Origin of the sequence: Anoxybacillus sp. ST70, from assembly GCF_019553625.1 — a bacterium.
Lineage (GTDB): Bacteria > Bacillota > Bacilli > Bacillales > Anoxybacillaceae > Anoxybacillus > Anoxybacillus gonensis.
Genome location: NZ_JAHZOF010000004.1, coordinates 167,718 through 189,503, shown reverse-complemented (window position 1 = coordinate 189,503; position 21,786 = coordinate 167,718). Strand labels below are relative to the sequence as shown.

General features: G+C 40.5%; 23 protein-coding genes. 18 read left to right on the top strand and 5 right to left on the bottom strand.

Going from position 1 to position 21,786, the window contains the following annotated elements; translation table 11 throughout:
- The first annotated feature begins 83 nt into the window (after positions 1–83).
- The 12 genes from K1I43_RS07995 (at position 84) to K1I43_RS07940 (ending at position 11,591) form a co-directional block, all read left to right on the top strand.
- Positions 84–362 (top strand): autorepressor SdpR family transcription factor, encoded by a 279-nt coding sequence (locus K1I43_RS07995; RefSeq protein WP_003397448.1) that lies wholly within the window; start codon positions 84–86, stop codon positions 360–362.
- Complete coding sequence (locus K1I43_RS07990) at positions 359–985, top strand: SdpI family protein (protein WP_009360923.1); 627 nt, start codon at positions 359–361, stop codon at positions 983–985. The genes K1I43_RS07995 and K1I43_RS07990 overlap by 4 nt, the downstream gene beginning before the upstream one ends.
- Complete coding sequence (locus tag K1I43_RS07985; protein WP_019417205.1) at positions 982–1,752, top strand: YhfC family intramembrane metalloprotease; 771 nt, start codon at positions 982–984, stop codon at positions 1,750–1,752. Before K1I43_RS07990 ends, K1I43_RS07985 begins: the two co-directional genes overlap by 4 nt.
- 193 nt (positions 1,753–1,945) lie before the next feature.
- Positions 1,946–2,509 carry a Uma2 family endonuclease gene (locus K1I43_RS07980; protein WP_026011583.1) on the top strand — a complete coding sequence of 188 codons (564 nt, stop codon included), beginning with the start codon at positions 1,946–1,948 and terminating at the stop codon, positions 2,507–2,509.
- A gap of 93 nt (positions 2,510–2,602) precedes the next feature.
- Entirely contained in the window at positions 2,603–3,331 is a 729-nt protein-coding gene (locus K1I43_RS07975) for an SIS domain-containing protein (RefSeq protein WP_220382637.1), read from the top strand.
- Positions 3,332–3,403: 72 nt separating this feature from the next.
- On the top strand, positions 3,404–4,582 hold the full coding sequence (gene nagA / locus K1I43_RS07970; RefSeq protein WP_019417209.1) for an N-acetylglucosamine-6-phosphate deacetylase: 1,179 nt from the start codon (positions 3,404–3,406) through the stop codon (positions 4,580–4,582).
- Positions 4,573–5,328: a glucosamine-6-phosphate deaminase gene (gene nagB / locus K1I43_RS07965; RefSeq protein WP_019417210.1), complete on the top strand. Its 756-nt coding sequence runs from the start codon at positions 4,573–4,575 to the stop codon at positions 5,326–5,328. Before nagA ends, nagB begins: the two co-directional genes overlap by 10 nt.
- Positions 5,325–6,047, top strand: coding sequence for a GntR family transcriptional regulator (locus K1I43_RS07960; RefSeq protein ID WP_019417211.1), 723 nt, complete (start codon positions 5,325–5,327; stop codon positions 6,045–6,047). The genes nagB and K1I43_RS07960 overlap by 4 nt, the downstream gene beginning before the upstream one ends.
- A 55-nt stretch (positions 6,048–6,102) precedes the next feature.
- Complete coding sequence (nagE, locus tag K1I43_RS07955) at positions 6,103–7,467, top strand: N-acetylglucosamine-specific PTS transporter subunit IIBC (RefSeq protein ID WP_019417212.1); 1,365 nt, start codon at positions 6,103–6,105, stop codon at positions 7,465–7,467.
- 68 nt (positions 7,468–7,535) lie between these two features.
- Positions 7,536–8,453, top strand: a complete 918-nt coding sequence (locus K1I43_RS07950) for an aldo/keto reductase (protein ID WP_019417213.1) — start codon at positions 7,536–7,538, stop codon at positions 8,451–8,453.
- 125 nt (positions 8,454–8,578) lie between these two features.
- Positions 8,579–10,267, top strand: a complete 1,689-nt coding sequence (locus tag K1I43_RS07945; RefSeq protein WP_019417214.1) for a formate--tetrahydrofolate ligase — start codon at positions 8,579–8,581, stop codon at positions 10,265–10,267.
- A 133-nt stretch (positions 10,268–10,400) separates the two neighbouring features.
- Positions 10,401–11,591 carry an MFS transporter gene (locus K1I43_RS07940; protein ID WP_019417215.1) on the top strand — a complete coding sequence of 397 codons (1,191 nt, stop codon included), beginning with the start codon at positions 10,401–10,403 and terminating at the stop codon, positions 11,589–11,591.
- 21 nt (positions 11,592–11,612) lie between these two features.
- Here the strand turns inward: K1I43_RS07940 and K1I43_RS07935 are convergent, their stop codons facing one another.
- From K1I43_RS07935 to ric, 5 genes are all read right to left on the bottom strand, one after another.
- A complete protein-coding gene (locus tag K1I43_RS07935) occupies positions 11,613–12,590 on the bottom strand; it encodes a LacI family DNA-binding transcriptional regulator (protein WP_020424526.1) in 978 nt (325 codons plus the stop codon).
- A gap of 190 nt (positions 12,591–12,780) precedes the next feature.
- Entirely contained in the window at positions 12,781–13,485 is a 705-nt protein-coding gene (locus K1I43_RS07930) for a pirin family protein (RefSeq protein WP_009360939.1), read from the bottom strand.
- A gap of 11 nt (positions 13,486–13,496) precedes the next feature.
- The gene (locus K1I43_RS07925; protein ID WP_009360940.1) at positions 13,497–13,895 is read right to left on the bottom strand and encodes a DoxX family protein; all 399 of its coding nucleotides are present in this window, start codon (positions 13,893–13,895) and stop codon (positions 13,497–13,499) included.
- 56 nt (positions 13,896–13,951) lie between these two features.
- Positions 13,952–14,392, bottom strand: a complete 441-nt coding sequence (locus K1I43_RS07920; protein WP_026011584.1) for a MarR family winged helix-turn-helix transcriptional regulator — start codon at positions 14,390–14,392, stop codon at positions 13,952–13,954.
- Positions 14,393–14,578: 186 nt separating this feature from the next.
- The gene (gene ric, locus K1I43_RS07915) at positions 14,579–15,280 is read right to left on the bottom strand and encodes an iron-sulfur cluster repair di-iron protein (protein WP_019417219.1); all 702 of its coding nucleotides are present in this window, start codon (positions 15,278–15,280) and stop codon (positions 14,579–14,581) included.
- Positions 15,281–15,544: 264 nt separating this feature from the next.
- On the opposite strand from ric, the gene K1I43_RS07910 reads away from it, so the two are divergent.
- The 6 genes from K1I43_RS07910 (at position 15,545) to K1I43_RS07885 (ending at position 21,728) form a co-directional block, all read left to right on the top strand.
- Complete coding sequence (locus K1I43_RS07910; RefSeq protein ID WP_019417220.1) at positions 15,545–16,132, top strand: cell wall hydrolase; 588 nt, start codon at positions 15,545–15,547, stop codon at positions 16,130–16,132.
- A gap of 117 nt (positions 16,133–16,249) precedes the next feature.
- A complete protein-coding gene (locus tag K1I43_RS07905; protein ID WP_019417221.1) occupies positions 16,250–17,122 on the top strand; it encodes an ABC transporter ATP-binding protein in 873 nt (290 codons plus the stop codon).
- Between the two features lie 10 nt (positions 17,123–17,132).
- Positions 17,133–17,927 carry an ABC transporter permease gene (locus tag K1I43_RS07900; RefSeq protein ID WP_019417222.1) on the top strand — a complete coding sequence of 265 codons (795 nt, stop codon included), beginning with the start codon at positions 17,133–17,135 and terminating at the stop codon, positions 17,925–17,927.
- An 11-nt stretch (positions 17,928–17,938) separates the two neighbouring features.
- Complete coding sequence (locus K1I43_RS07895) at positions 17,939–18,589, top strand: TetR/AcrR family transcriptional regulator (protein ID WP_019417223.1); 651 nt, start codon at positions 17,939–17,941, stop codon at positions 18,587–18,589.
- A gap of 133 nt (positions 18,590–18,722) precedes the next feature.
- Positions 18,723–20,906: a malate synthase G gene (locus K1I43_RS07890; protein ID WP_026011585.1), complete on the top strand. Its 2,184-nt coding sequence runs from the start codon at positions 18,723–18,725 to the stop codon at positions 20,904–20,906.
- Positions 20,907–20,963: 57 nt separating this feature from the next.
- Positions 20,964–21,728, top strand: a complete 765-nt coding sequence (locus K1I43_RS07885; protein WP_009360947.1) for an IclR family transcriptional regulator — start codon at positions 20,964–20,966, stop codon at positions 21,726–21,728.
- Positions 21,729–21,786: the final 58 nt, after the last annotated feature.

Genomic DNA, 21,786 nt, shown 5'->3' with positions numbered 1-21,786 from the left:
ATTAGAAATTTATCTAAATATCTATTTTTTAATTTTATATTTAGGAATTTGTCTAAATATCTAAAAGAAAGCGGGTGAAAAAGATGTCGTTTAACGAGGCATTTAAAGCGATTGCTGATCCAAACCGCCGAAAAATTCTTTCTTTATTAAAAAAAGGAGATTTAACAGCAGGGGAAATTGCTGAACATTTTGATATGCAAAAGCCGAGTGTGTCTCATCATTTAAAAATATTAAAACAAGCCGATTTAGTGGAAGATCGGCGTGTTGGACAACATATTTATTACTCACTAAACACAACGGTGTTCCAAGATTTAATGAGCTGGTTTTATGACATATTACAAAAAGAAGGTGATGAATCATGAAAAAGCACTTATTTATTATCATTCTCATTGCATGTAGCTATGTATTGAGTTTATTAGCCATCCCTTTTTTGCCGGATGAGGTGGCGATTCATTGGAATGTGGCTGGGGAAGCTGACGGCTTTACGAACAAATGGTGGGGCGCATTACTTTTTCCGATCTTTTTAACAGGAATTGTCTCTCTTATTCTTTTCTTGCCGAAGGTGGATCCACGCAAAGAAAACTACGAGAAATTTGAAAAAGTATATCGCATTTTTTTACATGTATTTGTTTTATTTTTATTTAGCATACATGTGGTGACGCTTGCGTATAATATCGGAATTCCTGTGCAAGTCGATGTCGTTGTGCCGATTGGAGTTGGAGTGTTGTTCATTGCCCTTGGAAATTATATGCCGAAAATTAAACCGAATTATTTTTTCGGTATTCGTACCCCTTGGACGCTAGAAAATGAAGAAGTTTGGCAAAAAACGCATCGTGTCGGAGGAAAAGTGTTTGTTATGATGGGTGTATTCATTATGCTTACGGTATTTGCAACAAGTGTATGGCGCTTTATTTTTCTGATGATCATTGTATTTGGTGGCACGATGTATTTGTTTATCCAGTCGTATTTATTTTCGCGTAAATGAAAGGAGAGATCGATTTGGTTGGGATGTTTGTTCAATTGTTTCTTTCTTTGATTGTTCCTTTCGCACTTATCATATATGGGCGAAAAAAAGGATGGCTCTCATGGAAAGCGTTCGGTGTTGGCTTGCTTGTTTTTGTTTTATTTTCACAAGTGTTAGAGAAAGTTATGCATATGCTTGTAATAGATCCGAGTGGCACATCGTTAAAAGGAATAAGTAGCGTTTGGGCGTTTGTCGCTTACGGGGCTTTAGCAGCTGGAGTGTTTGAAGAGATAGGAAGATATGTCGGGTTTCGTTTCATGTTAAAAAACAATCGGGCATACGGGGATGGATTATCATTCGGTTTAGGACATGGAGGAATGGAAGCTGTGCTTATTGGTGCTTTTAGCGCCGTAAATATGATGGTCATTTCTCATCTCGTGCAAACAGGTCAGTTTGAGCAAATTGCTTCCTCTCTCCCTGCTACACAAGTGGAGATGCTCAAAACCATGTTAAATCAGCCTGATTGGATGTATGTATTAGGTGGTATCGAGCGAACATTTGCGATAGCGATCCATGTTGCGCTTTCTCTTCTTGTTTTATATGGGGTTCGGAAAGGACAATTTCGTTACGTGGTGTATGCCATTTTGATTCATGCGTTAATTGATGTGGTCCCTGCGCTATATCAAGTGAAAGTCATTTCAAATGTTTGGATTGTAGAAACGATTCTTGCTTTCATTGCAATCGCTTCGCTCGTCTTCATTCGACGTATAGCAGAAAAGTTTCATTAAAAAAGTTTTAAAAAACATATTGCATCGAAACGCGTTTCATACCTTATGCTCGTGTCAAAGACACGAGGGAGGGAGAAACGATGGGAATCTTTTTTATTTTCATGTTGTGCGCTGTTGAGTTAATCGGAGCGCAGTTCGCCATAGAAGCAGCTTCAAAACGAAAGTATAATAGAGAGTAAAAAAGGGTGATGTTGTGAGAGTTGTTAACCAACGTTGGATGTCATTAGAGGAGTATGATGAATTAAGAGAAACAACGGATAAGCCATTGGAATATATGAATGGGGTTGTATGTATGGTTCCTTCACCGTCTACAAAGCATCAGCGAATATCTGGACGCATGTATGTTGAACTTTTTCACTTTTTTGAGAAAACGGATTGTGAAGTGTTCCATGCCCCTTTTGATGTGGAGTTATATAGCAATGAGATTGATGAAAAATATATCGTCGTTCCTGATTTATGCGTCATTTGTGACAAAGAAGGGTTACAAGATCAAAAATACGTTGGTGTACCTACGTGGATTATAGAAATTTTAAGCCCATCGAACCAAGCGCATGACTTAGTTTTTAAATTGAACATTTATATGCGCTATCAAGTAAAAGAATATTGGATTGTCAATCCGATGCTAAATAGCATACAAGTGTATGCGCTGAACGAACGGAAGCAATACGACCAGGTGGAAGTGATTAAGGAAAAGGGAAGTGTACGTTCATCTATTTTTCCAGCGTTTTCGGTTGATGTAGCAAAGATTTTTAGTTAATTGAAACATACAAGGGCTTTGTCGAAAAGCCCTTGTATGTTTGATTTCTCTATTTTAGAATCGTTAGTTTAATAAAAGTGAGGGAAAATAGCTGTGTTTTTTGAATATTTTGGGCACATTCATCGGTTGCTTACTATAGTAGAACAAAAAGAAAAAGAAAAGGTTTTACTCGCAGCGGAAAAAGTTGCGGAATGTATGCGACAAAACGGACTCGTCCATATTTTCGGCTGTGGGCATTCCCATCTACCAGCGGAGGAAGTTTTTTATCGTGCCGGTGGGCTTGTGCCCGTGAAACCGATACTGATAGAACCGTTAATGCTTCATGAAGGGGCGATCCGATCCTCGCAATTAGAAAAGAAAGAGGGATACGTGCAAATGTTTTTAGCAAAAGAAACGTTTGCGCCAAACGATGTTGCTTTTGTTGTTTCCACTTCAGGATGCAATCCAGTGCCAATTGATGTTGCGCTATGGGCGAAAGAGAAAGGGGCTTACGTGATTGGCGTAACGTCATTGGCATATTCGCAGTCTCTTCCAACGCTGCACTCGAGCGGAAAGCGATTAGCGGAATGTGTTGATCTTGTCATTGATAACCATTCAGCAGCAGGGGATGCGATTTTAACCCATCCCGCGATTCCTGTTTCGTTTGCACCGACGTCCACAATTGTAGGTGCAGCTATTTTACATGCTATTTTCGCAGAAGCAACGATCCGATTGGCTGAGGAAGGAGTTACCCCACCTATTTTTCTTAGCAACCATCTCCCTGGTGGAAAAGAGCATAACGAAAAATGGATTCGACAATATCGGGACCGAATTTCATTTTAAAAATAAAATAAGTGGTATAGACAACTAGATAATATAATATTAATATATATAAAGAGAAGGATGGTGTAAAAGGTGAACCGATTTCTTTTGAAAAATGCAACTGTTTATACAGAAGAAGGGTGGATAGAAAATGGATGCGTATTGGTAGAAGGGGAGAAAATTGCTTATGTTGGTTCAAATACATTTTTTCCAGATGTACCAACGATTGAATTAGCTCCTCGCTACTTCCTTGTTCCAGGGTTCATTGATCTTCATATTCACGGTGCTTTCGGTGCGGATGTGATGGATGCATCGATGGAGGCACTGCAAACGATTGTCTCCCGTTTGCCGGAGGAAGGGACGACTAGTTTTCTAGCAACAACGATGACGGCGCCCGCCGAACAGATTGAACAAGCAGTAGAAAATGTTGCACGTTACATGCGATATAACGTTCCCGGTCAGTCGGAAGTGCTAGGCATTCATTTAGAAGGACCGTTCCTTTCGCCTAAACGGGCAGGAGCGCAGCATCCGCGCGATATTATCGAACCAAACGTTGCGTTGTTTCAGCATTGGCAACAAAAAGCAAACGGAAACATTCGGCTCGTTACGCTTGCACCAGAAGAGAACAATGGCATAGCGCTTGTTTCGTATTTAAAAGAAAACGATGTTATTGCATCCATTGGTCATTCTGATGCGGGGTATGAACAAGTAAAAAAAGCAATTCAGGCAGGGGTCACGCATGTCACACACTTGTTTAATGGCATGAGCGGTATTCATCATCGAACACCAGGGATTGCTTTAGCTGCACTTATGCATGAGGAAGTAATGTGCGAGTTAATTGCGGATGGGATTCATGTTGCACCAGAAATGGTTTGGTTTGCTTATAAGAACAAAGGAAAAGAAGGATTGGTCATCATTACTGATTCAATGCGAGCGAAATGCTTTGGAGAAGGAGAATATGAACTAGGAGGACAACGGGTCGTTGTTCGTAACGGAAAAGCAATGTTAGTAGACGGAACGTTAGCAGGGAGCGTGCTGACGTTGAAACAAGCGGTGCAAAATGTGATCGCATTTGCAAAGTGTTCGCTCGAAGATGCCATTCATATGGCGAGTTGGAACCCAGCAAAACAACTCGGTGTACTTGATCGCAAAGGGAGCATTCGTACAGGAAAAGATGCCGATCTTGTTGTACTAAACGAAACCTATGAGGTTGTCATGACATTTTGCCGTGGAAAATTGGCATATGACAGGAGGGGAAATAGATGCGAGTGATACAAGTGAACGATTATGCCGAAATGAGCCAAAAGGCGGCGGAGATGATTAGCGAACAAGTCAGAAAAAAGCCCGATTCTGTACTAGGATTGGCAACAGGAGAAACGATGCTTGGAACGTATGCTGCGCTTGTAAATGAGCATCAACAACACAACACGTCTTATCGAGATGTTCGGACGTTTAATTTAGACGAATATATTGGATTAGACGCTACTCATCCAAATAGTTATCGCTATTATATGAATGAGAGACTGTTTCGTTTTCTCGATATCCCTTTAGCACAAACCTATATTCCGAATGGATGTGCTCCCCTTCTAGAAGAGGAATGCGCCCGCTACGAGCGATTGATTGAGCAATGTGGAGGAATTGATCTGCAGCTGTTAGGAATCGGACAAAATGGGCACATCGGGTTTAACGAACCAAACACGTCTTTTGCTTCCACGACACATGTTGTTCAACTTTCAGAGTCGACAAGAAAAGCAAACGCCCGTTTTTTTCCTTCTGCAGATGCAGTACCAACGCATGCGATTACAATGGGAATTGCGACGATTATGAAAAGCAAGCAAATCATTTTATTAGTGTCAGGAAAAAGAAAAGCATGGGCGGTTTCTCACCTTCTTGAAGGGGAAGTCACGCCAGCTGTTCCTGCTTCTATTTTAAAAGCGCATCCAAACGTCATTGTGATTGCCGATACGGAAGCATTGTCGCATGTAAGCCAAGAGAAAAGAAAGGTGCATCGTCCATGATTAATAAACATTCACCGCTACCAATTTACTATCAACTGGAACAAGGAATTAAAGAAATGATTGAGAAAGGACAGCTTCAACCTGGGGAAATGATTCCGTCGGAAAGGGAATGGGCGGAAATGTATGAAATTAGCCGGATGACCGTTCGCCAAGCGATTAACAACTTAGTCAATGACGGCTATTTAGTAAGAAAACGAGGAAAAGGAACGTTTGTCGCAACGAAAAAAATTGAACAACCGTTAAAAGGGCTAACAAGTTTTTCAGAAGATATGCGAGCGCGAGGAATGGTACCGGGAACAACCCTATTAGCTTTTCACACCATTCCTGCCTCTCCATCTTTCGCTAGCCAACTTGGAATTGGTGAAGGAGAGGACGTTTATGAAATCCGCCGTATCCGCCTCGCTGACGGATTGCCGATGGCGCTTGAAACAGCGTATGTCCCTTGTTCGCTTGTTCCTGGGCTCACGGAGCAAAATGTAAGCGGTTCTATTTATGAATTTATTGAAAATAAACTAGGATTAACCATTCGCTCCGCAACACAAGTACTAGAAGCATCCGTCGCACGGAAGCTGGAGGCAGAGTTGCTGCAAATTAAAGAAGGAGCCCCAGTGCTGCTTATTCAACGCAACAGCTATTTACAAACTGGCCAGCCGCTTGAAATCGTTAAATCCGTGTATCGCGCGGATCGCTACAAATTTATGATTGAAATGGAACGTTAATGCGGGAGAAAGGCAACTCATTTGCTTTTCTATACATGAAAAAGGGGGAATTTGTATGTTAGGATTTTTACAACGAATTGGGAAAGCGCTCATGCTTCCGATTGCTGTATTGCCAACAGCGGCGCTATTGCTCCGGTTAGGCCAACCAGATTTACTGAACATCCCGTTTATCGCTGCTGCAGGAGATGCTGTTTTCTCTAACTTAGCACTTTTATTTGCTATTGGTGTAGCGGTAGGATTAGCGAAAGACGGCAACGGTGCAGCAGCATTAGCAGGGGCAGTTGGGTATTTCGTGTTGACGAAAGGAACTGCTGCAATCAATGAAGAAGTGAATATGGCTGTATTAGGTGGAATTATTTCTGGTGCCGTCGCAGGGGTGCTGTATAATCGCTATCACGATAAAAAGCTCCCAGATTGGCTCGGATTTTTTGGCGGCAAGCGGTTTGTACCGATTGTTACGTCGTTTGCAATGCTTGTGCTCGCGCTAATATTTGGGTATATATGGCCTCCAATTCAGCACGGTATTAATGCAGTAGGGGAGTGGATTGTTGGAGCAGGGGCGATTGGAGTCGGCATCTTTGGTTTCTTGAATCGCTTGTTAATTCCTGCTGGTCTGCATCATGTTCTTAATAGTTTAGTTTGGTTTGTCTTTGGTGAGTTCCATGGAAAAACAGGTGATTTAAACCGTTTCTTCGCAGGAGATCCTGATGCAGGGATTTTTATGGCGGGCTTTTTCCCAGTGATGATGTTTGGTCTTCCAGCCGCTGCGTTTGCGATGATTGCCGCAGCGAAAAAAGAACGGCGAAAAGCAGTAGCTGGCGCACTTCTCGGGGTTGCTTTTACATCGTTTTTAACAGGGATTACAGAACCGATTGAGTTTTTATTTATGTTTTTATCACCATTACTTTATTTCGTTCACGCTGCACTAACGGGGCTATCGCTATCAATTGCTACGCTATTAGGCATTCATCACGGGTTTGGGTTTTCCGCTGGTGCAATCGATTATTTCTTAAACTACGGAATCGCTCAAAAACCGCTACTATTATTTGTGCAAGGGATTGTTTATGGCGCCATTTATTTTGTCGTATTTTATTTCCTAATCAAAAAGCTAGATTTAAAGACACCGGGCCGAGAAGACGAAGTGGAGGGAGAATTTGCGGAAAGTGGGATTCCGTCGGGTACGAAGTACGAAGAATTGGCGCAACAATATATGAAGGCGTTAGGCGGAAAAGAGAACATTGCCCATCTTGATAATTGCGTCACACGTTTGCGGTTAAAAATAAATGATATGTCAAAAGTAAACGAGGCAGAGTTAAAGCGTTTAGGGGCAAAAGGCGTCGTTCGTCTCAACCAGTCAGATTTGCAAGTAGTCGTTGGAACAGACGTTGAATTTTTAGCAAATGAAATGCGAAAAATATGATTCTTATATTTTAAGGATATAGGAAACAGTTTATGATACCTTGGCATTTTAATATGGAGGATGGACAAATGAAACGAATAAACATTGGTAACTCTGGACTAATAGCCTCAGAAATTGTGTTAGGATGCATGCGAATTTCGGAAATGTCTGTTTCCGAGCTATCAAGGTATATAGACGAAGCGCTTGAAGCAGGAATTACGATGTTTGACCATGCAGATATTTATGGAAAAGGGCGTTGTGAAGAGCTGTTTGGCGAAGTGCTTGCTTCTCGTCCGCATTTACGCGAACGCATTCACATTCAAAGCAAATGTTCGATTCGTGATGGCTATTATGACTTATCAAAAGAGCATATTTTAACATCCGTCGACGGCATATTGAAGCGACTTCAAACCGATTATTTAGACATGTTGCTTTTACATCGACCGGATACGCTTATGGAACTAGAAGAAGTAGCAGAGGCGTTTGATTGTCTACATGCAAGCGGAAAAGTCCGTCATTTCGGGGTGAGCAACTTCAATAGTATGCAAATCGAGCTATTGCAAGCATACGTTAAACAGCCGATCATCGCGAATCAAATGCAGTTCAGTATTATGCATGCGAATTTAGTGACAAGCGGCATTCAAGCGAATACGCTATTTGACGGAGCGCCGAACCGCGACGGACATATTTTAGAATATTGCCGTCTTAAACAGATTACGATACAGGCGTGGTCTCCGTTCCAATACGGCTTTTTTGAAGGAGTGTTCATTGACAACGAGCAATTTCCGGAAGTCAATGAAGTACTCGGACGGCTAGCTGAGGAAAAAGGAGTAAGCAAGTCAGCGATTGCTGTCGCTTGGATTTTGCGTCATCCAGCGAACATGCAAGTGATCGTTGGCACAACAAACTCTGCTCGTTTAAAAGACATTTGCCAAGCAAACCATGTGCAACTCTCCCGACAAGAATGGTACGAAATCTACCGTGCGGCAGGTCATCGGTTGCCGTAATTGACGAAAACACTTTTTTGGCGATTGCTGAAAAAGTGTTTTTTTTCCTTGCTTAAGTTCTGTCGTCTTTTCATGCTATCGTGCTAAAATAAGGGGGGATTATTTTTATACTGGGGGACTGAACAATGACAACGACGACGAAGATCAAAACGGACATTGAAATTGCCCAAGAAACAAAATTAAAGCGCATTCAAGACATTGCAAGTGAACTGGATTTGTTAGAAGAAGAGCTTGAACCGTATGGGCATTATAAAGCGAAAATTTCTCTTCATGCACTGAAGCGGTTAGCGACGAAACAAGACGGCCATGTCATTTTAGTGACGTCAATTAATCCAACGCCAGCGGGAGAAGGAAAATCGACAGTTACTGTTGGGCTTGGTCAAGCGTTACATAAACTCGGTAAAAAAGTGATGATTGCGATGCGGGAACCTTCCCTTGGCCCGACGATGGGCATAAAAGGCGGGGCGACAGGTGGAGGGTATTCACAAGTGTTGCCGATGGAAGACATTAATTTGCACTTTACTGGCGATTTGCATGCGATTACGACCGCGAATAACGCCTTAGCTGCGCTCATTGACAACCATATTCATCAAGGAAATGAATTACGAATCGATACGCGTCGCATCGTTTGGAAGCGAGCAGTGGACTTAAATGACCGTGCGCTACGTAAAGTCGTGGTCGGATTAGGTGGGCCGACGCAAGGCGTGCCACGCGAGGACGGATTCGATATTACTGTTGCCTCTGAAATCATGGCGGTGTTTTGCTTAGCAACCGATCTGCAAGATTTAAAGCGACGTTTAGCAAACATGGTGGTAGCATATAATGTGGATCGTCAACCTGTTACAGTAGCTGATCTTGGCGTCGAAGGAGCGCTCACGCTTTTACTAAAAGATGCGCTAAAGCCGAATTTAGTCCAAACGGTAGAACATGTACCTGCACTTGTGCACGGTGGCCCGTTTGCCAATATTGCTCACGGATGCAATAGCGTCATTGCCACAAAAATGGCACAAAAGCTCGGAGACTATGTTGTGACAGAGGCGGGATTTGGTGCGGATTTAGGTGCGGAGAAATTTTTACATATCAAAGCACGCATGGGAGGAATTGAACCGAAAGCTGTTGTCATCGTCGCAACGATTCGAGCGTTAAAAATGCACGGCGGGGTAGGAAAACAACAGTTAGCGAGCGAAAATGTCGAAGCATTAAAAAAAGGACTAGCCAATTTAGAGAAACATATTGAAACGATTCAAGCGTTTGGCTTGCCGTTTGTCGTTGCCATTAACCGTTTTATCACGGACACAGATAAAGAAATTCACGCATTAACGACATTTTGTGAAGAAAAAGGATATCCTGTATCGTTAACGGAAGTGTGGGAAAAAGGCGGAGATGGCGGAATTGATTTAGCTCGTAAAGTATTGGAAGCAATCGAAAATACAAAAAGCACGTACACTCCGTTATACGAATTAGACGAACCGATTACGGATAAAATTCAAAAAATCGCGCGCATTGTTTATGGCGCAAGCGACGTTTCTTTTTCTGACAAGGCGAAAAAGCAAATCGAACAATTTACATCGTTTGGGTGGGACAAGTTCCCCATTTGCATGGCAAAGACGCAATATTCGCTTTCCGACGACCCAACAAAACTTGGCCGCCCGACCGATTTCACTATTACAGTGCGCGAATTAAAACCGTCGATTGGTGCTGGCTTTCTCGTTGCCTTAACAGGAGATGTAATGACGATGCCAGGGCTGCCGAAACAACCAGCAGCGCTTCAGATGGATGTCGACGAACTTGGAAACGCGCGTGGACTTTTCTAAATGATTAATCAGGAGAACAGGCGCCTTATCAGTAAGATAGGGCGCTTTTTTTATAAACAGGCAAAAAAATTGAAAGATTAACAAAAGGTATTATAATGTAAATATTCAATTTGTTTTCTAGGGAGAGAGGAAGATGCAAGCAAGTGTTGAACAACGTACAAATATGCAAACAGTCGTTTATCCGATTTTAATTGCCATTAGTATTGGTCATTTATTGAATGACGCGATGCAAGCTGTGGTACCGGCGTTGTTTCCGATTTTAGAATCATCAATGCACCTATCTTATACACAAATCGGTTGGATTGCGTTTACGCTTAATATGACTTCGTCTATCCTACAGCCGGTTGTCGGATTGTTTTCCGATCGGTATCCATCACCGAGCTTTTTGCCGTTGGGTATGGGAGCGAGCTTGTTAGGGATGGTTGGATTAGCGTTTGCACCTAATTTTTTCTTTGTGTTATTGTCCGTTTTATTCATTGGACTTGGTTCAGCTATCTTTCATCCAGAAGGTTCGCGTGTCGTTTATTTTGCTGCGCAGGCGAGAAGGGGATTCGCTCAATCCATTTACCAACTTGGTGGCAATACAGGGAACGCCCTTGCCCCATTGTTTACAGCGCTCATTTTTGTTCCGTTTGGTCAAAAGGGAGCAGGTTGTTTTGTCATTGTTGCGGCGTTAGGAATGGCTGTTTTATTTTGGGTGTCAAAATGGTACGCTCTTCAGTTACATCAACTGAAAAATCGTCCGAACAGAACAATAGAAGGAAAGACACATACAAGCAAACGAATTATATTTGCCCTCGTTCTTCTCGTGTTGCTAGTATTTGCACGTTCGTGGTATTATGCAGGGATTGCGAATTATTATCAATTTTATTTAATGGAATATTACGACATTTCTATTCGTAAGGCGCAGCTTTATTTGTTTGTTTTTATGATTGCAGGAGCGATCGGTACCGTTTTTGGCGGCCCGCTTGCTGATCGATTTGGGAGACGAAATTTAATTTTTGCATCCACGCTTGGTACGGCACCGTTTGCACTCATTTTGCCATATGTGCCACTTCATTTTGTTTTGCCAATTGTTTTTGTCACAGGCTTTATTTTATCGTCTAGTTTCGCTACTTTTGTTGTTTATGCACAAGAATTGCTTCCAGGAAATGTCGGGATGGCTTCTGGATTAATTGTTGGTCTCGCATTTGGAATGGGGGCGCTTGGAGCGGTTGCACTTGGCAAAATCGCAGACGTGTATACGCTAAAAACACTTATGGTTATGTGTAGCTTTCTTCCTTTGTTTGGCGTGTTGACATTTTGGTTGCCAAAAGAAGCATAGTGGCAAGCTTGTTGTTTGCCACTATACAGATGCCCGTTCGATCAAGCGGACGGGTAGTTTTTCTTTTGTTGGTTGAGTCTTATCATTCGTAAAATAATCGTATATCATCTGGAAAGCTTTTTTTCCGATAAGCGAAAGAGGTAGTTCAATTGTCGTGATATGCAACGCTTCTGAAATAGGATGATTATCAAAACTAACGATGGCTAAATCGTTTGGAACATGTAATCCATATGTTTTTCCCCACAAAACGATCCCTGCAGCAACTTGATCGCTAGCAACGAGCAAGGCGGTCGGTTTTTCTTTGAGAGAGAGAATGGTAGATGCAATTCGTTTTCCGTCGCTCATATGTAAACAATGATGGAACATCCAATCAGGACGAATCGGAGCATGTATGCTTTGAAGAGCATCTTTATAAGCTGCTTTCCGTTTTTGGCTATTGATGCTCGTTGGTCGACTGAGACAATATCCGATTTTGCAATGTCCCTTTTTTATTAAGTAATCCATTCCAAGCGCAAAGGCGTGGTAATGGTCGATATACACGGAAAACAGATGCGGCTCTGATGTATCTTCACATAAAACGATTGGACCGTCGTTTGTATAGGATGCAATTGTTTCGAGACGAATGGTATGCGAACAAATAATGAGGCCATCTATTTGCTTGACACGCAACATTTCAAGTGCTTCTTGTTCTTTATGTATATCATAGTTTGTTTGAAAAAAGAGAAGATGGTATCCGTATCGCAATGCTTCTTCGGAAATTCCCTCTACAATCATGCTGAAATATGGATGATTGATAGTCGGTAACATCACTCCAATAATATTTGTTCTTCCTTTCGACAAGTGAACGGCGTTAATGTTTTTTTTATAGTTTAATTGATGGATCACATCCCATACGGCTCTTCGTTTTTCTTCTTTGACATATGGATACCCATTGAGCACACGTGAGACAGTTGAAACAGAAACGCCTGCACGTTTTGCGATTTCACGAATATTTGCCATATTTTCACCTGCTTTTGACAACGTATAGTTATATTTTACTTCTTTTTTGATGGAGGTGTAAAAGGTTTCATATTTCAGGAGGATTTTAGTCAGAACGATATTGGATTGACAGAAATCGAGCGGCATAATGATGAAAAAAGTCTTTTCCAAAAGAAGATCAGCTTGCCCGTTTTCATGGGCAAGCTGGCAACTACGGTAAGTCAATGAGCATAAAACGGCTGTCTATGTTCGCTGTTATGTGCAATTGTGTGACATCTGTGATACGAGCGGCATCACGACGTTGTAAAATTGTATCATCATTCAACACAAGTTCTCCCTCAATAACAAACACATACATCCGGCGTCCTTCTTGTTGGTGGAATGTAAGTTGTTGGTTATTTTCTAAATCGGATAAATACATGGTTAGATCTTGGTGAATGTAGGCAACTTGCTCACTGGCTTGTTTTTTTGAAACAATAGGCAATAAGCGATTTTTCATGTTTTCAACATCGTATGAAATTTGTTCGTATGACGGAGTAAGACCGTACGTTTCAGGTAAAAACCAAAGCTGTAGAAGATTGACTTCTTCCGTAGTAGACGGATTCATTTCTGAATGTACAATACCTGTTCCGGCCGTCATTCGTTGTACTTCACCGAATGAGATGATGCGATGATTGCCAAGATTATCGCGATGTTCGAGTTGCCCTTTCAAGACGACTGTAACGATTTCCATTTCTTGATGAGGATGTGCTCCAAATCCGCGTTGTGGAGCAATTATATCGTCATTAAATACGCGTAATGGGCCAAAGTTCATATTTTTTCGATCAAAATATTCAGCAAATGAGAAACTAAAATAACTTTGCAACCAACCGTGATTTGATTCAAATCGTTCATGTGCAGGATATACGTGAATCATGGTGCGCCTCCTTATTTGATAAGTGCATCAATTGAGTAGTCGCCTGCGCCAATAAGTGCAACGCCAATGACAACCACAATTAAAATGAGATTGTATTCAAATCCGTTTTGTGTAATCCAAAATCCATTTGGTGCATGTACTTTTACAATGGCAACGAACATCGTTGCGGCGATTAACAAAGCTGCAAATGGGGTGAACAACCCAAGCGCAAACAATAACCCTCCAACGAACTCAGCTAATCCAGCAATGAGAGCCATTGTCACCCCGGGCTTTAGTCCAATAGATTCAAGCCATCCTCCCGTTCCTTTTAAGCCATATCCTCCAAACCATCCGAATAATTTTTGAGCGCCATGACCTACAAAAGTTAAACCGACAGCTAGACGAATGAGTAAAATACCGATGTGCATCATAATCATTTCTCCTTTCATATATCTTGATTTCAAGATAAAAGTTGCGCGATAGGCCTTTAAAAAGGCGCTAATGAAAGACCTATCTTTTTGAGCAAGTGAATCGCCATTTCTTTTTCATCTGTCGATAAAGATTGGAAAATTTCCAACATTTTTTGTGCGTGCTGTGGGAAAATGTGATCCATTAATGTTCGTGCTTCTTCTGTAATGACAGCGTACGTAATGCGGCGGTCCTTTTCACAACGTTGCCGGACGATATATCCTTTTTCTTCGAGTTTGTCGATGACGTATGTCATGCTTCCACTTGTAAGCAAAATTTTGTCACCGATTTGCTGAATCGGCTGCGCTCCTTTATGATACAACAAATCGAGAACACCAAACTCCGTTGGATTTAGTCCGTAACGTTGAATGTCATGTTTAACATGTTCCGACACCGCCTTATGTGCTCTAGAAAGGACAATGAATAGTTTTAATGATAATGTTTGATCGTTTTGGCTCATATGCATCAACCTTTATCTTGATTTCAAGATAATTATAAACTTACGAAAAGTAAGTTGTCAACGATTAATATGTCATTGGGATACAAAGAGAAAGAAGATGTCAGTAATTCCGACACCTTCTTGAATTTTTTGTGGTAAATGACTATAGCTAAATAAAGAGCGGTTTTCTAAGATATTTTTTGAATGTCATTTTCCGTGTAGAATACGTGGAAATAAAATGTTATTTTCTAAATGAATATGAGTAAATAAATCATTCTCCAATGCTTCAAGGCGATTGTACACTAGTCGGTACGTTCCGCAAGCGTCGACAGGGAGAGTAAAGTCGTTTGTCACTTCTCGAATGCGTTTAATTATATCACCCGCACGTTCATGCTCAGCTGTAAGCTCTTCAATTGCTTGTTTCATTATTTGCTCGTTTTCTTTCGTCGGAGATGTTTCAAATTGTATAATAAGCGGAAATACATCTTTTTCTTCCTTCATCAGATGTTGCTCTAGCTCAATTTTTAATTCATGAAACAATTGGTGCACTTGAATTAAGTGCGGCTGTGTTGGACCATGAACGCGCGCTACTTTTGTTACATATGGAGTAAGTTGAGGCAATTCTTCTAATAAAAATTGATGATGTGTTTGAATAATGTGATCGATTAACTCTTTATATGAAACTTCTAACCAATTTTTTTCTACCTTTTCAAGCGATTTTTCATACATTGATTGTAGCTTGTTTAAAATTGTTTCTATATCTAATTGCTTTTCAGTGACCACATCAGATAAAGAGCGACTTCCACCACAACAAAAATCAATTTTATATGCTCTAAACAAATCGCTCGCTTTTGGAAATATAGCTACAATTTCACCAACTGTTGATTGTGCGGTAAATAATTTCTTCATCGTTTTCACCCTCCGAAATGGATTTATATCACAATGTAATCATATCTCTTTTTTTAGTTGATTGTTGTGATGCTTGTCACATGATCATTGCGATTTTGAAAAAGTTGTGACAACTAGAATATGGAGTGTGAATGAAGCATTTTCCATATATCTTTTGGAATGTTGAGCGTCATATCATTTGAGCTATTTTCCAACAATTAGATAATGATAGATTAATAAATCTCTGCTAGTCTTGTAAGCGAGCAACAGACTAGGAGGGATAACATGAGGAAATTACTAGTACTTGCTTCTCTGTTTGTAGCTACTGTCTTTTTCTCAGCAACTGAAACTTTTGCGCAAACGACAGTTCGTTATGTCAAGCAAGGGGAAACGTTTTGGACGATTGCAAAACATTACAATGTTTCATTGCTAGAGTTGCAACGAATCAATCAAAAACAAACAGATGTTTTATTTGTTGGAGAAACGTTACGCATCCCGCAACCCATTTCTCAGGCTGATAAAGATTTATTAGCTCGTCTTGTTCATGCAGAAGCAAAAGGAGAGCCATTTGCAGGAAAAGTGGCGGTAGCAACCGTGGTGTTGAATCGTGTTGATCATCCGAATTTTCCAAACACTATTCGCCAAGTCATTTATGATCGTTCCGGAGGATATTACGCATTTACACCTGTACAAAATGGTGAAATTAATAAGCCGGCAGATCGTGAAGCATATCGAGCGGTCGAAGAAGCCATTGCTTTTCGCGGTTTAGGAAGCGGGTCGCTATATTTTTATAATCCAAAAACGGCGAAAAGCGAATGGATCCGCTCACGACAAGTGACTGTGATCATTGGAAACCATGTATTTGCGAAATAATCCCTCTACGAGTGTAGGGGGATTATTTTTTATTCTTTATTGACTAATCAGTCAAAATTCTATATAATGGAATTGACTTGTTAGTCAATAAATGAGTGATGCCGGGGAGGCGGAATAATGGGCATTGTTGATGTTAAACAGTTAACGAAAATGTATAAAAACAATCGAGGAATTGAACGAGTCACATTTTCAATTGAGGAAGGGGAAATTTTTGGGTTTATCGGGCCGAATGGGGCAGGAAAAAGCACAACGATTCGCACATTATTAAATTTTATTTATCCAACAAGCGGTAGTGCTACAATTTTCGGAAAAGATATTGTGAAAGATGCAAAAGAAATTCGGAGACATGTCGGCTATTTACCTTCTGAAGTGCATTACTATGATGATATGAAAGTAATCGACTTATTGACGTATTCGGCATCATTTTACAAAGTGTCGGATCGACGATTGAAACAGTTAGCTGAACGTCTTGATTTAGATACTTATAAAAAAATTGAAGATTTATCATTTGGAAATCGAAAAAAAGTCGGTATCGTTCAGGCGCTTTTACATGAGCCGAAATTGTTAATTTTAGATGAACCAACCGGTGGATTAGATCCGCTCATGCAGCATACATTTTTTGAACTACTTTTGGAAGAACGGAAAAAAGGAGTGACGATTTTCTTCTCCTCGCACATTCTTTCTGAAGTACAAAAACTTTGCGATCGTGTAGCGATTATTAAAGAAGGGAAATTAATTCAAGTGGAAACGATTGAACATTTAACGAAAAACCATTTGAAACATGTGACGATCGTGTTTGAAGAAGGGCAATATACTTCATTTGATTTAGCAGGTGTTGTAAAAAAAGAAATGAACGGCAATGAAATGACGATGCTATATAAAGGAGATATGAATGAACTGATCGCCCTATTGTACAGCTTGCGCATAAAAGATGTGTCGATTAGCGAGCCATCTTTAGAAGATGTGTTTATGCACTATTACGAAAAGTGAGGGATGGACGATGTTTAAACGTGAATGGAAGAGAAATGCAAAATCTTTAATGATTTGGAGTATCGTACTTGGTGGTCTTGTGTTTTTGACATTAAGCATTTTCCCACAGTTTGCGGAACAGCAAAAAGAAGTAACAAAACTTCTTCAATCATTGCCGCCAGCGATGATTAAGGCGTTTGGGATGGATCAACTAAGCATTGGCGATTTAACAGGGTATTACGGTGTTCGGGTATATATGATGACAACGTTACTTGGTAGCGTTTATGCAGCGATGTTAGCTGCCAACATCGTTGCAAAAGAGGAAAACGATAAAACGATTGAATTTTTACTTGCTAAACCGGTAACGAGAGGAGAAATTTTAACGAATAAATGGCTTGTTGTGGTGGTGAATATTCTTATTTTAAATGTGGTTTCTTTGCTTGTTAGTTTGATTGGTTTTCAAATGGCTAAAGAATACGATGTTTCATTAAAAGCGATTTATTTATTGACGTTGGCAACTGTATTCCTTCACTTTACGTTTGCGTCCATAGTATTTTTATTATCAACGATGATGCGTAAAACGAGAAATGCATCATCATTTGCCCTTGGGCTTGTCTTTGTTACTTATTTTATGAATATGATGTCAAGTATTTCTGAAGATTTATCGTTCTTAAAATATGTGAGTCCGTTTAAATATGTTGATGCAGCACCGATTATTTATGATTTACAAATAGATCCATTGTATACAAGTTTAATGATTGCGATCATTATTTCAAGTATTGTTGCAGCATACGCAATTTATCAAAAGAAAGATATTGTCGTGTGAGGGGGATTTGATTGTACGAAGCGTTTGAAAGGCAACCGGAAGAAAAAAAGAAACTCATTATTCAAACCGTGATCGAAGAGTTTGTACAAAACGGATACGACAATGCATCAACGGATGTGATGACGAGTCGCGCTGGCATTTCAAAGGGATTGTTATTTCATTATTTTAAAAGCAAAAAAAATTTATATTTATATGTTGTTCATTATGCAAAACAGTTGTTGACCGAAAAAACGATGGAAGCAGTAAACGAAATAAGATGTAGTGACTTTTTTGAACGAATAAAGCAAATTGTGCTTACTAAACAACAAATATTTATGACATATCCGCATGAAACACAACTAGTCATCGATGCAGTGGCTAATCCACCAAAAGCGGTAAAAAAAGAAATGGAACAACTGCTTGCGAAACATTACGAAACATATGCTGAAGATTTTCAATTGCAACATATTTTTTTAAAAGATCTTCTTCAGAAAGAAACGTTACGTGATGATGTATGTGCTGAAACTGTCGTGCGCATGACGATGTTGATCGTTGAACAATTATCGAATAAGTACATGCAATTGTATAAAAATAAAAAATATAATCCAATTCAACACGGGAATTTGCTTGTGCAAGAGTTAGAGGAATATGTGAATATTATAAAATATGGGATTTACAAGTGAGGCGGGGATCTTCCCGCCTTTATTCATTGCAAGAAAATTATTGAAATTTTCTGTTTTTATGTGGTATGATATTTTCGAGAAATTTGAAACTATGTTTCGTAATACGCAACAAAAAAGGGGAAGGGGAATGATGATGGGAGAATATGTACAAGTTGGGCGTTTGCAAGTAGCAAACATCTTTTATGATTTTATGACAAATGAAGTATTACCAAATAGCGGGGTAGATGCAAGCAAGTTTTGGAGCGATTTTGAGCAGCTAATTGAAGAGTTGACACCGAAAAATAAAGCGTTGCTTGCGAAGCGTGATGAGCTGCAAGAAAAAATAAATGAGTGGCATAAGCAACATCGTGGGCAGTTCGATTTTGAACAATATCAATCGTTTTTACAAGAGATCGGATATTTAGAGTCAGAAGTTGATGACTTTGAAATTACAACAGAAAATGTAGATGATGAAATTGCTAAGCAAGCCGGTCCACAGCTCGTTGTTCCAATTACAAACGCACGTTATGCTCTCAATGCAGCCAATGCTCGTTGGGGAAGTTTGTACGATGCGCTATATGGGACAGATGTGATTAGTGAAGAAGGTGGTGCACAGCGAGGAAAAGGATACAATCCAGTACGCGGTGAGAAAGTGATTGCTTACGTCCGTGCCTTTTTAGATGAAGCGGTACCGCTTCGTGAATATTCGCATAAAGATGCCGTTCAATATGCTGTTGTAAACGGGACATTAACTGTCACAGTAAAAGATGGACAAACGACAACATTACAAGATGGTGAGAAATTTGTCGGGTATCAAGGCTCACCAGAGCAACCATCTGCCGTTTTGTTAAAAAATAACGGTCTGCATATTGAAATACAAATTGATCGGACTCATCCGATTGGGCAGACAGATGCAGCTGGGATTAAAGATGTTTATTTAGAGTCAGCTTTAACAACGATTATGGATTGCGAAGATTCCGTTGCAGCGGTGGACGCAGAAGATAAAGTGCTTGTTTATCGCAATTTGCTTGGCTTAGTTCGTGGGGATTTAACAGCGAATTTTACAAAAGGGAATAAAATAGTGACTCGTGCCCTTCAACCGGATCGCGTGTATACGACACCAAATGGCGAAACGCTCACATTGCCAGGTCGTTCACTCATGTTTGTGCGAAACGTTGGGCATTTAATGACAAACAGTACGATTTTGCTTGAAAATGGGGAAGAAGTGTATGAGGGCATTTTAGATGCCGTTGTGACAACTTTAATTATGAAACATTCGCTTCTCGGTAACGGAAAATACGTGAACTCAAGAAAAGGTTCCATTTACATCGTAAAGCCGAAAATGCACGGTTCAGAAGAAGTAGCATTTGCGAACGAATTGTTTGATCGTGTGGAAGACATGCTCGGTCTTGAACGCAATACAATTAAAATTGGCGTGATGGATGAAGAGCGTCGGACAACGTTGAATTTAAAAAATTGCATTTATCAAGTAAGAGATCGAATTGTTTTCATTAACACAGGCTTTTTAGATCGTACAGGCGATGAAATCCATACGTCAATGGAAGCAGGTCCGATGATTCGGAAAAACGAAATGAAGTCGGCCACATGGTTACAAAGCTACGAAAAATCGAACGTCGCGATTGGGTTAGCGACAGGTTTTCAAGGAAGAGCTCAAATTGGCAAAGGAATGTGGGCGATGCCTGATATGATGGCGGAGATGCTAAAGCAAAAAATTGCTCATCCGCAAGCAGGGGCAAACACAGCGTGGGTGCCGTCACCGACTGCAGCGACTTTACATGCGCTTCATTATCATAAAGTTGACGTATTTGCGGTGCAAGATGAGCTGAAGAAAAATGTGAAAAACTATCGTGATGACATATTACAAATTCCTGTCGCAATCCATCCAACATGGACGCCTGAGGAAATTCAACAGGAACTAGATAACAATGCCCAAAGTATTCTTGGCTACGTTGTTCGTTGGATTGACCAAGGTGTTGGTTGTTCAAAGGTTCCTGATATTCATAATGTTGGTTTAATGGAAGATCGAGCAACGTTACGTATTTCGAGCCAACATATTGCGAACTGGTTGCATCATGGAATTTGCACAAAAGAACAAGTACTGGAAACATTGAAGCGAATGGCCAAAGTGGTAGATGAACAAAATGCTGATGATCCATTGTATCGACCGATGTCAGCTGACTATGATCAATCCGTTGCTTTTCAAGCGGCATGTGATCTCGTTTTCAAAGGATATGAACAGCCGAACGGCTACACAGAACCGATTTTGCATCGCCGCCGTTTAGAAGCAAAAGCAAAATTTGCGCATGTAAAACAATAATGTGATGAGGGCATTCCATGTGAATGCCCTCGTTATGTGCTAAAGGTGGGAAGCAGCATGGAAAAAGATTCGTTTGTGAAATCAGTGAGTAGAGCGTTGCAAATCATGGATATTTTAAGTAATGAACGTCATGGAATGGGTGTAACCGAAATCGCAAAACAAATAGGAATTCATAAAAGCTCGGTGTACCGGTTGTTGTCGACGCTTGTTGAGTATGGATATGTCGAACAAGATGAAGAAACAGAGCGCTATAAACTTGGCTACAAGCTACTAGAAATGAGTTCAAAGTTGTTAGAATCGATCGATTTGCGAAAAGAAGCAAAACCGTATTTGCGTGAGTTGGAAAAATTGACAAATGAAGTCGTGCATCTTGTCGTGTACGATCAAGGAGAAGTCATTTATATTGAAAAGTTAGATGGGAATGAAACGTTGCGCATGCATTCGAAAGTTGGAAAGCGAGCACCGATGCATTGTACGGCTGTTGGAAAAGCGATTTTAGCGCATTTGCCTAAACATGTTGTTGCAGATATTTTAGATCGAAAAGGATTGCCGCCACATACTGATTATACGATTACAGATCGTCAAATGTTGTTTCAAGAGCTCGAACGTGTTCGGCAACACGGTTATGCGCTCGACTTAGAAGAAAACGAATACGGTATACGATGTGTCGCTGTTCCGATTTTTGACCATACGAAACAAGTCATTGCCGCAGTCAGTGTTTCTGGACCGACCATTCGTATGACAAATGAGCGGATTGAACAACTTCACGCACAAATGAGAATGATAGGTAAACAAATTTCAGAACGGCTTGGATATCGATGAATGATGTATACGTTTGGCCTCTAGTCATAGTATAATGATAAAAAGGATGTTTAAGGAG